At 45.8% G+C, this 15,555-nt stretch carries 15 protein-coding genes; 7 read left to right on the top strand and 8 right to left on the bottom strand.

The genetic code is table 11. The annotated features are described in order from the left end of the window. Window positions 1-21 precede the first annotated feature (21 nt). The gene (wrbA, locus tag MHI27_RS04595) at window positions 22-663 is read left to right on the top strand and encodes an NAD(P)H:quinone oxidoreductase type IV (RefSeq protein WP_076299112.1); all 642 of its coding nucleotides are present in this window, start codon (window positions 22-24) and stop codon (window positions 661-663) included. Window positions 664-745: 82 nt separating this feature from the next. Here the strand turns inward: wrbA and MHI27_RS04590 are convergent, their stop codons facing one another. The 5 genes from MHI27_RS04590 to MHI27_RS04570 all read right to left on the bottom strand — a co-directional run bounded on the left by MHI27_RS04590 (window position 746) and on the right by MHI27_RS04570 (window position 3,819). Beyond that, window positions 746-1,744: a Gfo/Idh/MocA family protein gene (locus MHI27_RS04590; protein ID WP_405175706.1), complete on the bottom strand. Its 999-nt coding sequence runs from the start codon at window positions 1,742-1,744 to the stop codon at window positions 746-748. A gap of 45 nt (window positions 1,745-1,789) precedes the next feature. Further along, window positions 1,790-2,143, bottom strand: coding sequence for a DUF1648 domain-containing protein (locus tag MHI27_RS04585; protein ID WP_076283856.1), 354 nt, complete (start codon window positions 2,141-2,143; stop codon window positions 1,790-1,792). A gap of 34 nt (window positions 2,144-2,177) precedes the next feature. Beyond that, window positions 2,178-2,504, bottom strand: coding sequence for a phosphoribosyl-ATP pyrophosphohydrolase (locus MHI27_RS04580; RefSeq protein WP_405175705.1), 327 nt, complete (start codon window positions 2,502-2,504; stop codon window positions 2,178-2,180). 37 nt (window positions 2,505-2,541) lie between these two features. Beyond that, the gene (gene mutT, locus MHI27_RS04575; protein WP_076283854.1) at window positions 2,542-2,937 is read right to left on the bottom strand and encodes an 8-oxo-dGTP diphosphatase MutT; all 396 of its coding nucleotides are present in this window, start codon (window positions 2,935-2,937) and stop codon (window positions 2,542-2,544) included. Window positions 2,938-3,105: 168 nt separating this feature from the next. Continuing rightward, window positions 3,106-3,819: a YceI family protein gene (locus MHI27_RS04570; RefSeq protein ID WP_405175704.1), complete on the bottom strand. Its 714-nt coding sequence runs from the start codon at window positions 3,817-3,819 to the stop codon at window positions 3,106-3,108. Window positions 3,820-3,968: 149 nt separating this feature from the next. Between MHI27_RS04570 and MHI27_RS04565 the strand changes: the two genes are divergently transcribed. The 4 genes from MHI27_RS04565 to MHI27_RS04550 all read left to right on the top strand — a co-directional run bounded on the left by MHI27_RS04565 (window position 3,969) and on the right by MHI27_RS04550 (window position 8,338). Then, entirely contained in the window at window positions 3,969-4,649 is a 681-nt protein-coding gene (locus MHI27_RS04565) for a response regulator transcription factor (RefSeq protein ID WP_042193322.1), read from the top strand. Then, window positions 4,637-6,052 (top strand): ATP-binding protein, encoded by a 1,416-nt coding sequence (locus MHI27_RS04560; RefSeq protein ID WP_405175703.1) that lies wholly within the window; start codon window positions 4,637-4,639, stop codon window positions 6,050-6,052. The genes MHI27_RS04565 and MHI27_RS04560 overlap by 13 nt, the downstream gene beginning before the upstream one ends. A 69-nt stretch (window positions 6,053-6,121) precedes the next feature. Next, window positions 6,122-6,613 carry a hypothetical protein gene (locus MHI27_RS04555; protein ID WP_405175702.1) on the top strand — a complete coding sequence of 164 codons (492 nt, stop codon included), beginning with the start codon at window positions 6,122-6,124 and terminating at the stop codon, window positions 6,611-6,613. Window positions 6,614-6,880: 267 nt separating this feature from the next. After that, window positions 6,881-8,338 (top strand): amidase family protein, encoded by a 1,458-nt coding sequence (locus MHI27_RS04550; protein ID WP_405175701.1) that lies wholly within the window; start codon window positions 6,881-6,883, stop codon window positions 8,336-8,338. Window positions 8,339-8,423: 85 nt separating this feature from the next. Here MHI27_RS04550 and MHI27_RS04545 read toward each other — a convergent pair whose 3' ends face one another. Beyond that, a complete protein-coding gene (locus MHI27_RS04545) occupies window positions 8,424-8,981 on the bottom strand; it encodes a DUF1273 domain-containing protein (RefSeq protein ID WP_234534519.1) in 558 nt (185 codons plus the stop codon). 176 nt (window positions 8,982-9,157) lie between these two features. On the opposite strand from MHI27_RS04545, the gene MHI27_RS04540 reads away from it, so the two are divergent. Beyond that, on the top strand, window positions 9,158-9,823 hold the full coding sequence (locus MHI27_RS04540) for a hypothetical protein (protein ID WP_405175700.1): 666 nt from the start codon (window positions 9,158-9,160) through the stop codon (window positions 9,821-9,823). Between the two features lie 75 nt (window positions 9,824-9,898). Here the strand turns inward: MHI27_RS04540 and MHI27_RS04535 are convergent, their stop codons facing one another. Further along, window positions 9,899-11,929 carry a beta-galactosidase gene (locus tag MHI27_RS04535; protein ID WP_405175699.1) on the bottom strand — a complete coding sequence of 677 codons (2,031 nt, stop codon included), beginning with the start codon at window positions 11,927-11,929 and terminating at the stop codon, window positions 9,899-9,901. Window positions 11,930-12,048: 119 nt separating this feature from the next. Here MHI27_RS04535 and MHI27_RS04530 point away from each other — a divergent pair, with 119 nt between their 5' ends. Beyond that, a complete protein-coding gene (locus MHI27_RS04530; RefSeq protein ID WP_076283846.1) occupies window positions 12,049-12,882 on the top strand; it encodes an AraC family transcriptional regulator in 834 nt (277 codons plus the stop codon). Window positions 12,883-13,472: 590 nt separating this feature from the next. Here MHI27_RS04530 and MHI27_RS04525 read toward each other — a convergent pair. Beyond that, entirely contained in the window at window positions 13,473-15,464 is a 1,992-nt protein-coding gene (locus tag MHI27_RS04525) for a beta-galactosidase (RefSeq protein WP_405175698.1), read from the bottom strand. Window positions 15,465-15,555 lie beyond the last annotated feature (91 nt).

Raw genomic sequence — 15,555 nt, 5'->3', positions numbered from 1 at the left:
CTCGAAGGGAATGACTCCAGCATGTCAAAAATTAAATTAGCCGTCATCTACTACAGTGCCACAGGAACTAACTACCAGCTAGCACAATGGGCCGCGGAAAGCGCCGAGAAAGCGGGAGCTGAGGTAAAACTGCTGAAGGTGCAGGAGCTGGTTCCCGAGGATAAAATCGCGGCCAATCCGGCTATGAAAGCTCTGGCTGAGAAGACAAAAGATATCCCCGTTGCAACACCTGATGATATTGTGGAGGCCGATGCGATTATTTTCAGTTCTCCAACCCGTTACGGTAACATAGCTTCTCAAATGAAGCAGTTCATTGATACAACCGGAGGGATTTGGGGCAAAGGACTCACCGTAAACAAAGTCGTCAGCGCTATGAGCTCAGCACAGAATCCACACGGTGGACAGGAAGCTACGATTTTGGCACTCTACACATCGATGTATCACTGGGGAGCGATTGTCGCTGCACCTGGTTATACTGATCCCGTCACATTCGGTGCGGGAGGTAACCCTTACGGAACAAGTGTCAGTGTAGATGGAGACGGTAAAATGATCGAAGAGCAGGATCGGATCCGTGATGCTGTTTTTCATCAAGCGAAGCGTACTGTTGAAGTGGCTGGATGGGTCCAAGCAGGCAAAAGTAAAAACGCCAATAGTCAGAACTAGACGCCCACCTTCGATCGATATAGCAAACACCCCTCGGAGCTACCTAAGTAACGTGTAAACCGAGGGGTGTTGTTTATTTTATTTACTCTCCAGGATACTTAAGACCCCACTGCGCACGTATTTGATCCAGCAGTTTCAGAATCGCTAACGATTCATCCAATGACATGACTGGGCTTTCTGTTAGCCCTGCTTGTAGACAACGTCCTACTTCCTCTGCTTCAAAACAATATCCAATAGAAGCTCGATCATCCACAAAGCTCTCTACCTCCTCATCCTCAATATAGAGCGAAGCAGATTTCGGGTTCACTAACGTCCCTTCAACAATTATACGGCCCTCTGTTCCAAACACATGCGCTTCCTCCAGCGTATTAAGACGAATACCACCGTTCAACGAAGCGGTTTTTCCATTGCCATAATTCAGCAGCATGGAGAAATGCTCGTCCACTCCAGTCTCACCAATATGCACCGTACTGGAGATAGATTCAGGATGAGGTCCAAACACCATCGAGGCAAAAGAAACCGGATAAATCCCAACATCCAGTAGCGCGCCTCCACCCAGCTTCGGATTCAGCAATCTGCTTTCCGGATTCCAGTCGGTGCGAAATCCTAAGTCTGCCTTCACCAAGCGAACTTCACCGATTCTACCCTCGGCGATCCATTCTCTAACCTTCACAATTGCCGGGATGTAACGACTCCACATGGCCTCCATCAGGAACAGCTTATGATCTCTAGCATAGGCCACCACTTCTTCCAATTCTCCGCTATTCACGGTAAAAGGCTTCTCACATAGGACAGCTTTGCCTGCACGTAGCGCCAATAATGCATTTTCTTTGTGAAAAGGATGTGGCGTTCCAATATATACCGCGTCTACATTCGGGTCATTTACCAATTCCTCATAAGTAGCATAAGCATGTGGTACTCCATGATCCCTCGCGAATTTATCTGCACTTTCCTGTGAACGCGAACCCACGGCATATGCCACGCCATTGCTGGCGTGAGCTAAATCAGTAACAAACTGATGGGCAATCCAGCCTGTACTGAGAATTCCCCATCTTACCTTGTAAGCGTTATCCATTTTCATATGCATGTTCCTCCTAATCCTTCTGCTAAGTCTCTTTTAATTCTATCAGACCATTCTAATAAATGTATAGGAACTGATGCCAGCAAACACCACCGTCACCACCAAAATAGCAATATTCCAGATCCTGCTCAAAGCCGCTGAATGCTCGTTAGAACTCTGAATAAACGCTTTTTGCAAAAGGAACTGCAGGAATTTCATGATTATAAATCCCAAACATCCAAGCCCGCTTTGCAAAATAACCTCCAGACTAGACTTACTTACAAATCTATCAGCCATGTTCCCATCGTAATGAATAGGGACCCTATCAGGCATTTTGGAATATAGGAATAAATAAATAGCTACAGGAATTAAGGCTACCACACCGCTTAAGATCATCATCAGTTTGGTTTTGGACAACATTAATAACCTCCTTATACGGAACAATAATCTCTAGTTATTCTCCTTCCACTTCAATCAAAAATATCCGTTCCTTAAATCCACCACGACGTTCAGCTTTCTCCGCACGAAGCTCCTCCAGCTCTGCGCCATTACTTCCATGGATCTCCGCCAGCGCATGAATTACTTCCAGCATGTCGGCAAGCTCCTCTAGAGCTTCATCATTACTCACTGCCCGAAAATACTCCTCCGACTCTTCTATCAATTTTTTACGTAGTTCAGTTATGTATTCTTTGGACTCTAATATTCTTGTTGTAAAGTCTTTACCTTGAGAAGCTATCAGGTTAGGGATTCCGTCACGCACTAGCTTTTCATATACGGGCACTTAAGTTCTTCCCTTCTACTTGATGTTCGGACTGCCTTCACACTTGATCTGACCCCACCATTAGCCGTACTACAAAAGGAATATCTGCAGGAGCAAAAGTGAACTGACCGAGTGTAGTTGGAAACACCCACCTATATTCATCGTGATCGACAAGTTCAATTACACCTCCCAGATATCGGGCTTTCCAAGCAAACAGTCTGATCTCGACACTTCCATAGTTGTGCTCGTTCACGCCAAAGCTTTCATAGGGAAGGATTGTTATCCCCATCTCCTCCTGAAGCTCTCTTTGCAGACAATCTGCGATGCTTTCATCCTGCTCTATTTTGCCGCCAGGAAATTCCCACAAACCTGCCTGAGATTTACCTTGCCTGCGCCGAGCAATAAGAATCTGTCCTTCTTCATTATGTATAATCGCTGCCGCCACCTGGATCACAAGGAACACCTCCTTTATTGCTTTTTATTAGACAGATACTTCTATTAAAACATACATTTCATTCCAAACCAAAGAGACTCTCCCAAAAGCTATTAGGCCCGGGAAAGTCTCTTCGGTACAGTTTCTCTATAAATTCACAGCAACATCTTCCTTAAGGAAAGACTGCTGCTATTTCTTCAGCACAAGCTCTAGTCGAACCTCAAGATTGTTCTCCGTATCCAGCACAACGGTGTGTGGATTGCTTAAGCCAAAATCAGAAAAAGCCACTGTTGTTGTACCCGACAGCATCAGCTGTCCACCACTATACGCTGCTTGAGACTGGAAGGTAACATCCTTTTCTACACCCTTCACTGTAAGCGTTCCTTGCATTTCAACCGGCACAGTGGCTCCTTCGGTCCATTCCGTTGGCAGCTCCGAGAATGATTTCACAACAAACGTAGATTGTGGGAATTCCGTAACGGCTAGAAAATCTTCCCCTTTTACATGCTCATCTCTTTGACCATTGCCAGAGTCCAGAGCGCTCATATCTACTGACCCTTCTCCAACCATCGAAGTAGAATCTTCTATATTAACTTTCCAGGTACCTTGAACTTTGTTATCCACGAAGTTTACTGTTTCTTTAGAGGTGGTTACTGACCAATATACTTTAGAAGCATCCGTAACCGTCCAATCACCGTTTAATTGATCGACTGTGACCGCCATACCTACTGGTGCTCCAGTGTTAGTCGTGCTTTCTCCATTACCGGCTGTTGTGGCTTGCCCTGGAATCACGGACTCGATCTGTACATTATTGCCCAGCGATTTATCCAGCAATGTATAACCTGTGACTACTCCTACGATAATGACTCCGGCAGCGATCAAGGCTATTCTTTTTCTCTTCATCCTGTTCCCTCCAATATTCAAAATATTCTGTATATTTTCAAGCTCGTCCCTCATTCTAACAAAGCAATAAGTCGGGAAGAAGTCAGAGCAGAGCGAGCTATGATGTGTTAAACTTGTCGTAATTTTATAGATTGGAGGACCACCACATGATGAGATCCATTCTAATTGTTGAAGATGAGGAAGCTATCTCCAGGGTCCTCAGTGCCTATCTGAAAAAAGCAGGCTTCCATGTCACCCGTGTAGCCGACGGACGTGCTGCGCTGGAGTCTTTTGCTATAACACCTCCCTCATTAGTATTACTCGACATCATGCTGCCAAACATGGACGGCTTTGAACTGCTAAAGCTGATCCGTGAAAAAAGCAGCTGTCCCGTGATCATGCTCACCGCAAGGGACGGGATCAATGACCGACTAGCCGGTCTCGACGGCGGTGCGGATGATTATATGTCTAAGCCCTTTATTCCTGAGGAAGTGGTGGCACGCGTGAATGCTGTGTTACGCCGTCCTTCGCAGTGGTCCGATGGCAGCCGCAAACGGCATTATGGCAGTTTGTTTATCGACTTTACTGCACGAGCTGTCTTTTTAAACGGGGTTGAGCTGAGTCTTAGTCCACGTGATATGTCGGTCATGTTATTTCTGGCTGAAAGACCTAATCAAATATGTACTCGCGAGCAATTAATAGAACATGTCTGGGAGATGGATTACGAAGGAAGTGACCGGGCCGTGGACTTGTCTATCAAAAGACTTCGCCAAGCGCTGTCGCATTGGCCAGTAGATGAGGGGGAAATCCGTACCCTGAGAGGGACAGGATATCAATTATGGACAACCTAAAAAAAAGCAGCCCCAAACGCACTTCGATTCTCTCCTATTGGACGATTCGTTACCTGCTCATCATTAGTGTTGGCCTCCTGCTAACTGCACTAACGACGTTCTGGTGGATCCAACAAGAAGCTATGAGTAACCGGATGCAAACTACTGGATTATTAGCACAGGAGATTGCCGACCGGAGCGTAAATCGTGAGGGATCAATAGAGATCAGCCAAAATCTTGGAATGCTCATTGAAGACCGAAAACGATTCTTCAAGTTAACCGTAGAAATGTGTGTAATCATTACGGATCAGCAAGATCAGATGCTGTTCTCTATGCCACCACTAACTGAAGATGAGATGAGGCATAAACTTAATGATAGTCTTAACGACTCTCGCAGTCCGGAGTTCAAAGCTGCAGTAGCGTCCATACAATCGGATGGGGAAACGCTGGGACAGGTGATTGTCCTTCAATCCAAGAAATCGCTGAGGCATATCCCTCAGGAGGAGATCATTTTTTTCTCCATCCTGTTGCTATTTCTAATCATATTAAGTTGGCTAACCATTTACCTCTTGTCTCGTAAACTGGCAAAACCGATCCAGAAAGTAGCCAAAGCAGCCGCTCAAATCAGTCATGGCCGTTATGATATCGTTCTGGATAAGGACGCCAAAGAACGAGAAATACATGAACTGATGTTGTCTTTTGAAGAGATGGCAGGCAAGTTACAACAATTTGAGCAGTCCCGTGCGGTTATGTTAGCCGGTGTATCCCACGAACTAAAGACACCAGTGACCTCTATTAAAGGCCTAATCCATGCCGTTCGTGAAGGGGTCGTCGAAGACGATGAGGCGGTGGAATTTCTAGATATTGCTTTGCAGGAAGCTGGACGATTGCAACGGATGGTTGCCGATCTTCTGGATTACAACGCACTGACTGCAGGAATCGTCTCTGTCCGTCACGATCGACTGGATGCCGTGCCACTGTTATCTGAAATCGTGTATCAATGGAAGCTGACACAAGCGGATGAAGTTGCAGAGCCTATGCTCCATATGCCAAGAACTTCCTTATTTTTGTGTGGGGACCCGCTACGTATCCAACAAATCATCGTCAATTTACTTAATAACAGTGTACAAGCCAAAGCCCCAGACCGAATGGTGCAGCTTACAGTAGAGCTGCTTGAACAGCAAGGTCATGGCATGGCGGAGATTCGTGTTCAGGATAATGGGCTGGGCATCTCATCAAATCATAGTGAGCATGTCTTCGAGGCTTTTTTCCGAGGTAGCGACAAACAGAGCACACTACGGGGTCTGGGACTCGGTCTCACCTTCAGTCGTCTTTTGGCCGAATCTATGAACGGAAGCCTTGTGCTTGAGAAGCACTCCCAGGAAGGCTGTACCTTCGTGCTGTCTCTGCCGCTTGATCACTAAAAAATAGTCTGCGGGCCATCGTCATGGTATAATCATGTGCACAATCACACCGAAAACCGGAGGCTGTATATGCTTACTTTTGAACAAAAATTAGCGATTCTCGACTCTTACCCCCAACTGGAACGTAAAAACGTATCCCTTGGGCGCGTGAACTATCACTACGAGGAAAGCCAGCATGATAAGAAAACCGTTGCTTACCATCTGCATCCTAATGGGAATGGTTATGTGTTCGCAGGCTTATTGCGGGGCTATGAGGCAGATGATAAGGGCTTTGTGAACATTCGCGACTACTCGGAAGCCGAGCTGCGGAGTCTGTTGGATGCCTCCATCACCTCACTTTCTATTTACATTCCAGACGCCCCTGTAGCCAGCAAAAGAAAGAAAAAGACTGCGGCAGCCGCCGACTCACTCTGGACTAATGATGAGGGCCATACACTGACTCTAAAACTTGAGGATGATTTATGGTATGTCTATGCCGACCTTAATCTAGAAATGGCCTTTGAGACCCTTGAGGAAGCTAAAGAATATTTAGCAGAAGAGGGATTTACAGCACAGGAGTAAGCAGGGGTAATAATAACTCCTATCAGAAAAAAATAAAAAGAGGTGTCCTAACAGCCATTTGTTTTGGCGATTTGGACACCTTTTTTTCAGTTGCGCGCTTGCAAGCTCTACCCAAAACTTCGCTAATAAAAAACATTAATATCCCCCCTAACTGCCGAGACCATCATTCAATAATTTGTAGTATAAAAAGAATACTACCACTAAAACCCAAATTATGGTTAGATGAAGGGGAAGCTATATCCTAAAGGGAAAGAAGCGTGAACGCACATGAGTTTTGAAATCGTAGAAGCCACTATACCGGAGATCCAAGCTGCATTAGAAGCCGGAGAACTTACGTCAAAACAACTAGTTCTCATGTATTATGAACGCATAGCTGATCATGACAAAAATGGCCTGACGATTAACTCTGTGCTGGAGATCAATCCTGATGCATTATTTATCGCAGAATCTCTAGATGTTGAACGTACGATCAAAGGTTCCCGGGGCCCCCTGCACGGCATACCTGTGTTATTGAAGGATAACATCAATACAGGGGATAAAATGCATACTAGCGCAGGCTCGCTGGCATTGGCGAATTCTTTTGCCGGAGAAGATGCGTTTATAGTTACAAAACTGCGTGAAGCCGGAGCAATCATTATGGGTAAAGCCAATATGACCGAATTCGCCAATTTTATGACAACCGGCATGCCCTCCGGCTACAGCTCCCGCGGCGGGCAAGTCCTTAACCCCTACAATATATCTACACCAACAGGTGGCTCCAGTGCTGGTTCTGCGGTAGCTGTCGCTTGTAACTTTTGTACAGTCTCTGTTGGCACAGAAACCTCGGGATCGATCCTTAACCCCGGTAACTTAGGCTCCATTATTGGCATTAAGCCAACCGTTGGACTGCTCAGCCGTTCGGGAATCCTTCCGCTATCCAATACACAAGATACTGCTGGCCCTATGGCCAGAACCGTTCGTGATGCCGTTCTGCTGCTAAACGCAATGCTGGGCAACGATACTCAAGATGCAGCAATGGGAACGAATATAGGTAGAATCCACAAGGATTACACTGTATTCCTAGACGAGAATGGCTTGCAAGGCGCCCGAATAGGTATCCCGCGTGATTATTATTTCGAGGAGCTGACAGAAGAACAACTTGCACTATTCAATGCTTCTGTAGATAGAATGAGAGAGCTTGGAGCTACTATTATTGATCCTGCGGATATTAAGACCGCCCGGGAAATTAGTTATTCTTCTGTGGTATTGAATGAATTCAAAACAGCTTTGAACGCTTATTTATCTCGTTTGGGCCCTGGGGCACCGATGCGAACCTTAAAGGATATTATAGATTTTAACCATGCACATCCTGTGGAGGCTTTAAGATATGGTCAAGCTACGTTAATAGATGCAGAATATACCTCTTCCGGCACACAAACCGAACCAAAGTATTTGCTGCACCGTGCGACTGACCTAAAACTATGTAAGGAAGAAGGCATCGACGCCACCATGAAGGAGCACAATCTGGATGCCCTGCTGTTCCCCGCCGATTTCGGCGCCAGAATTACCTCCAGAGCAGGATATCCGTCCATCGTTGTGCCTTCCGGTTATACATCAGCCGGCGCCCCCTTCGGTGTAACTTTCTCAGCGAAAGCTTATCAGGAGCCTACACTCATCAAGCTCGCCTATGCTTATGAACAAAACTACAAGGTGCGAAAAGCACCATCACTAAAGAGTTTTATCTGATCACTTCTTATATCAAAAAGCCCGTAAACGGTGATGGTCTCATTCACTGTTTACGGGCCTTTACTTTTCCAAAATCTACATATACTTACTCATAGTCACGTTGATTCTCTTCATCGGCAATATTCTGAATTTCATCAGAGTGAATTAGAAACAACTCATACTCTCCTTCAGCATGCAGCTTCAGCGCCCGCTCTTTAAAAAACTTCGGACTCCCCTCCGCCGCATCCTCATCATAAAAGAGCAATATTCCGTCACTTTTGCGGAACAACAAATCGTCTCTAGCCCGAAACTGCCAGCTACCGTCATAAGGAGCATTACTGACCGCCCCGAAGAAATCCGCACCCGCAATAATACGCCGATACTCGTTCTGCTTTTCTTCTTTCCATTTCTCTTCCTGACCAGTATGCGCTGTAATGATCCCAAGCTTTAAGTCCGGATATTGTAGCTTAAGTTCGCTCACCACTTCGCATGCCCACAGATCCACACCATACTGGCCGGGCGTAATCACCCATTCCACGCCTTCTTCAATTAAAGGTTTTAATCGGTTAGCCAGTGCCTTTTTGATATAAGGAATCCCTTGATGCTTATTGTCAAAAATACCGAGCTCGTGCGCACGATACCCCGTTACTAGTAAAGTCTTCATGTGCTGCCTCTTTCCTGGTCGTTGGCTTATCCTTTAAGTCTACATATTTGTTCATTATATAACATTTGCATATTTCATTTCTTTAGGCAAACTCTCAGCGGAAATTAAGCAAACTTTCAGAACTGTTTGTTATATTTCTCCTAATCTATCTTTAACCTACTAAGGAGGAATAAAAAATGAGAAAGTTCGTCCCTATTCTAATATCTGGAGGCCTACTCGCTTCTCTATTATTGGCTGGCTGCAGCGCGAATTCAGAGGCCGAAGGAACAACTGCTGCAAATAACCAAGCAGACAGGGGTTCAGCAGCCAAACAACCACAAGCAAACGGCGATCAACAGAATGGCGGACCTAATATGTCCATGAATTTCGGTAAGATTAAGAGTGTAAGCGATACTACCCTTACCATCTATAAATCGGACATGTCTATGCCCCGACAAGGTGCTGGAGAAGGTGACGGGCAGAACAGTCAAGGCGGTACCCCACCGGAAAGACCTGATGGCGATCAAAGTACAGGAAATGGCGCTGCGCCCGAGAGTGGGATGCCACAAGGGGAAACGCCGGAAGGTGGCGGACAAGGCGGTGGGCCACAGGGAGGTAGAATGCAGCAAAGCTTCTCCGATGAAACCACAGACATCACGATTGATGCGGATACTAAAATCGTAGCGGTTACCTTCGACAATGGCACGCGTCAAGAAAATGCGATCACCTTAGCAGAACTGAAGGCTGATGATATTATCCAATACACACTTAAATCAGATTCCACCGTGGCGGAGAGCATTACATTAAGTAATGGCAATCCGGGTGGAGCTACTCCAGATGACAGCGCGAGCAGCAGCAGCTAATGAAATGCTGCACCACAAAAAAAGATCTCCGGGGACAAGTTGGTTCCCCGGAGATCTTTTTATATATACTACGAATTAGTTCTTATCCGACAAAATCAATACTCCACGGGCTGGCACAACAGCAGAACCGCTAACTTTATTGCCAGTCAGAAGATCCGTACGCTCAGTAGCACCAATATCCGCACTCAAATCACCAGTGGTGTGGTTCAGCAAGAATAGGTAGGATACGCCTTCCTTCACACGTTGCACAGATTCGATACCTTCCGGTGCAGTTACTAGCGGCTGAATGTTTTTGTCGGCACACAGATTGGCTAAGAACCCTTTCAAGAATCCCGCTTCTGGGCTGGTAGCCACGTAATACGCTTTACCTTCACCAAAGTTATTCACCGTCAAGGCTGGCATTCCTTTATAGAAATCAGATCCGTACTCTGCCAAAACCTCAGCACCTTCGGCATGAATCAGATCGCAGAGCAGATCACATTTGTAAGAACCACTCAAATTGCCCCACGCTTTGTCCATCACAATCTCATTGCTCATCCCTGGCAGCAGTGCATCAATTTCCTCTGCCCAAATCCCGAGTACGTTGCGTAGTTCCCCAGGGTAGCCACCTACGGTTACGAGGTCGTTCTCATTAACAATTCCACTGAAATAAGTCGTAATGAATGTACCGCCTGCTTTTACAAAAGCTTCAACCTTCTCAGCAAAACCCGGCTTAACCATATACATCACAGGTGCGATTACAATCTCATATTTGAACAGATTCTCTTCTACACCGATCATATCGGCTTCAATATTTTGTTGGTAGAGTGCATCATAATATTTATGAATCTCATTCACATAATCCAAAGCTACGGATGGTCCGCTTGAAAGGTTGATGGCCCAGCGGTTTTCCCAGTCATAAATAATCCCTACTTTAGCTGCACTCCGCGCATCCAATAGCTGATCTCCAAGCTGTCCCAGCTCTTTACCTAGCTCAGCGCATTCACGGAATACACGCGTATGCTCATGTCCGACATGCTCAATAACAGCTCCATGATACTTCTCACATGCACCAATTGAACGACGCAGCTGGAAGAACAGAACAGTGTCTGCACCACGCGCAACAGCCTGATAACTCCACAAGCGCATAACCCCTGGACGTTTCAAAGAGTTATATGGCTGCCAGTTCTGCTGGCTTGGCGTTTGCTCCATCAGCATGAAAGGTTGTCCATTCTTCAATCCACGCATGAGATCATGCGCCATGGCTGTAAAGCTGACCGGAGTATCGAGTGAAGGATAGTTGTCCCAAGAAATGACGTCCATATGTTTAGCCCACTCAAAATAGTCCAATTCATCATAAAAGCCCATCAAGTTAGTGGTAACAGGTACGTTAGGACTGTGCTCCTTAATCGCATCGCTCTCAATTTTGTAGCATTCCAGCAAGCTATGAGACATAAATCTACGGAAGTCTAATGAAATGCCTTGGAAGTTGGTGCGGTTGCCATCCCATTCTTCACTCAGCTCACTAGGCAGTACAATTTCTTCCCAATCATAAAACGTATGTCCCCAAAAACGTGTATTCCATGCTTTGTTTAATGCATCCAGAGAACCATAACGTTCCTTCAACCAGACACGGAACGCCGCTTCAGATAAATCAGAATAATCATAGTTACTGAACTCATTCGAAACGTGCCAAGCTACAAGCGCCGGATGATCCTTATAACGTTCAGCCAGCTTTCCTGCCAGCTTCGCTGCAAACTTGCGGTAAACCGGACTGTTTGGATTCGAGTTATGACGTCCACCGAACTTGCGTTTTCTACCCTTCACATCAACACGAGTAACTTCAGGATAACGATGAGCCATCCAAGCTGGGTGCGCTCCTGTACCTGTTGCCAGACATACGTAAGTACCATTTTTATATAGTCTATCCATTAATTCATCTAGTGATGAGAAATCATAAGTGTCTTCGGAAGGTTGGATCAGCGCCCAGGAAAACACATTAATTGTGGCAACATCAATTCCTGCCAGTTTAAACATACGCTCATCCTCTGCCCATACAGGCGCATCCCATTGCTCTGGATTGTAATCTCCACCGTACCAAATCTTAGGTAATTTATCGTTAATCACACTTCGCACATCCTTTATAGTATAATTATATATATATTGTAATCGGTTAACCTGACGCTATAAATATAAAATAATCTTCCCATCATATAAGAATATGGAACTAAGAGGAGATGGAGTCATTGAAGGGAATCGTGCATCGTAGAATTGTGTTCCCCCATGAGGGTGGACAGGATCTACCTATCACATTAGACAGTATCGGTCACAATCATCAACAGGAAAAAGTATCCCGCTTAGATGGCTACGAAACCTATCATTGGCTCCAAACGGCGTCTGGTGAAGGGGTGATTCATTTTGAGAATAAAAGCTTCTCCCTTCCCGCAGGCAGTGGTGTATTACTTCTCCCCTATACTCCACATCGCTATGAAGCTTCGGCTGCTAACTGGAGCACCTCTTATTTAACGTTCGGAGGCAGCTCTGCAGGGTCTATTTTGGAGACGCTGGGGATGAATATGAATTCTTTTTACCGCTGGGAAAAAGAGGCGCCTCTCTCCAAGCTGCTAAGAGAAATACTTGATCAGTATGATGCCTCACAGGACATGTTTGGTCTGACTGCCTCCACTGATGCTTATCGCTTTCTGCTTACTTTAAGCAAATATGGGCAACTGCATAACAACACAACGATATCCCGCAATGTGGATAAGCTGCAGCCGCTTCTGAAATGGATGGACAGCCATTATGGTGATCCTGATCTCGGACTTAACGATCTAGCCGATCAGCTCGGCGTCTCAGGGCGATATCTCAACAATCTATTCATACAAACCTTTGGGCTATCTCCTTATGCCTATTTCGTACGGCTACGTATCCGTAAAAGCAAAGAAATGCTTGTAAGCCAGCCGGATCTTACTGTAAAAATCATCTCGCAGAGAGTCGGCTTCCGTGATGTTAGCCATTATGTTGCCACCTTTCGCAAGCAGTCAGGGACTACACCGGAGCAGTTTAGACGACTTCACTAATACTCTAAGGTGTACAGCTTAATCGCCTCCTGCGTAGTGAAATGTTACATAAGGTTTCGTATGATAGAGCTCATCGCTGTGTGGATCTCATTAGTATGGCATGTGTGTCAGAGTAACTGCATTTTGTACACTTAAATCAGCCTGTTCAGCAGAAAATATCCATATAAGTGTATTCTATGCAGTTATATCCTCGGCATTTGGCTGTGAACCGCGATACTTCGCATTATAGCTGCATTAAATACAACTAAATCCATTTCATAGCCCGAGAGCACAAAATAAGTGTAGAAAGTGCAGCTATTCTGCACCGTACCAACTCACCTCCACTCCAAACGCAGCATTCTTCACTGCACAAACTGGCTTGTCTCGACAGCTCTCCCGACCCAAGGAGTACATTTAATTGCACTTCATGCAATAGAGTGTGCCTTTTCATCTCATTTCGAGCATTCTATTGCACTTCGTGCATTAGAATCTGGTGAAACCCATCAAAATCGACGTTTTCCATTAATCTGATTGCACAAAGTGCAACAGATTCAAATTCCCCCCACCCAAAAAGGAATTCTATTGCACAGAGTGCAATTACTTAGAATCTTTTACATCTCCAGAATTTCCACACCATACGGCTCAAGCTGCAGTTCTCCTGAACAAATCGATTGATTCAGCAGACTGTTATACTCCTGTGGTAACGGGATCGTCACAGACTCCCGGCTCAAATTAAGCAAGAATAAGAAGCTTCCTTGATCTCCCGAACGTACAGAGGCCTGTACTCCATCCGGCAAACCCTCAAATCTAAACAGCCCCTGCTGTTTGGAAAGGCGCTCCAATAAAACTGACCAGAATCTCTCTTCCATATGAGTCCCAAAGTAATAAACCTGACCTTTTCCAAAAGCATTGACGGTTACAGCCGGAGTTCCACTATAGAAATCATCGCCATACCACGCAATCGGCCATGCCACAACAGGTCTCAGGATGTCGCACCACTGCGTGCATTCATATTGGTTACCCTCAGCATCAACGACCTTATGGGTTTCAGCACCTATTGGATCATACTCCAGCACTTCAACCCCTGTGCAATAGCTCAGTAGCCCCGGTAGTGGTTGCATGACTGCGATGTTATTTGTAGTTTTCACGCCACTTCGATTGGTAATAAGCAAAGTTCCGCCAGCTAGTGCAAAATCCTCCAAACTACGTACGATCTCCTCATCCAGCAAATATAAATTCGGAGCAATCACTACTTTATATCCATCCAGCGATTGTCTAAGATCGATAACATCGCAACCCATACCGAGCTTCGTCACCGCACGGTGTATCTGTTTAATATTCTCATAATAATCGAATCCTTCAGCCTGAGGCTGAATATCCAGCGCTGCTTTCTCTTCATGAGAATGGAGTATAGCTACTTCATTCTTTAGCGTCGTTCCAGTCAGCTTCTCCCCTAGTGTATTAACCTCATGGCATAACTGAGTGAACTCCGCAAACCTGCGTCCTGGGACATTGCTGTGATCAATCAGTCCGTGCCAGAATTGCTCTGCTCCCGCGACTGCACTACGCCAGCGGAAATGAACGACGGTATCCGCACCTCTGGCTATCGTCTGCCACGCATAAGCACGAATCATCCCAGGATACGGCGTTCTCCACATCGGCATCCAACAACCTGGTGAACCACTTAGCTGCTCCATGATCCAGAAGTTTTGACGTTTAATACCACGGGTTACATCTAGTGATAGTGCTCCGCTATATGGTGTTGTCGCTTGCTTGGCTGGCGAAGTATTCGGATAATAGTCAAATGCAGCGACATCCAGATCAGCACCGACTGCGTACATATCCAGACGCTGCGGATAGCTATGAAAGTTATGAGTGATAAAATGCTGCGGACAAACAGACCGCAAAATTTCAATCTGCGTCTTCTGGAATGCTACCACCGAATCCCACTGAAACCGCTGATAATCTAGCAGGAATGATGGATTCTGATGTGGTGATCCGCCCAGTGGAACAGTAAGCTCATTCCAATCGCTATATTCTCCACTCCACACAACCGTTCCCCACTCTGCATTCACCCGATCAAGGCTGCCATACTTGGCTTTCACCCAAGTGCGAAAAGCTATATTACAAGCATCACAATGACAATCTAACATCCCGAATTCATTATCAGTCTGCCAACCAATAACGGCAGGGTGTTCACTATAGTGCTCCGCAAGTCGCTGCGTGATACGACTTCCGTATTCGCGCAAAGATGTACTATTATAGCAGCGGTGTCCGCGTACCCCCGGATGAAAGGTCTCTCCCTTCGCAAATAGCGGCAACACGTCCGGAAATTTCGTAGTTAACCATCTAGGAGGTGTAGCTGTGGGCGTACCAATCACAACCTGTAATCCATACTTATGAAAAAGATCCAGCGCGCGGTCCAGCCAACCGAACTGGTAATTGCCCTCCGCTATCTCTAACCGGCTCCATGCAAACTCGGCGACTCGAACTACCTTGACACCTGTTTCCTTCATTAATTTGATATCTGGTTCCCACATGGATTCTTCCCAATGCTCCGGGTAATAGTCCACACCTATCTGAATAAGATCATATCGTTTCATCGACGTCCTCTCCCCCTATCTTGTTATCATCAAAATAAAAGGCGCTCCCCGTCTCATAATGATGAGGTATACGGAGAACGCCTTTGTTAAC

The organism is Paenibacillus sp. FSL H8-0261 (genome assembly GCF_045040645.1).
GTDB lineage: Bacteria > Bacillota > Bacilli > Paenibacillales > Paenibacillaceae > Paenibacillus_AQ.
This window is presented reverse-complemented; position numbering and strand designations above follow the sequence as displayed.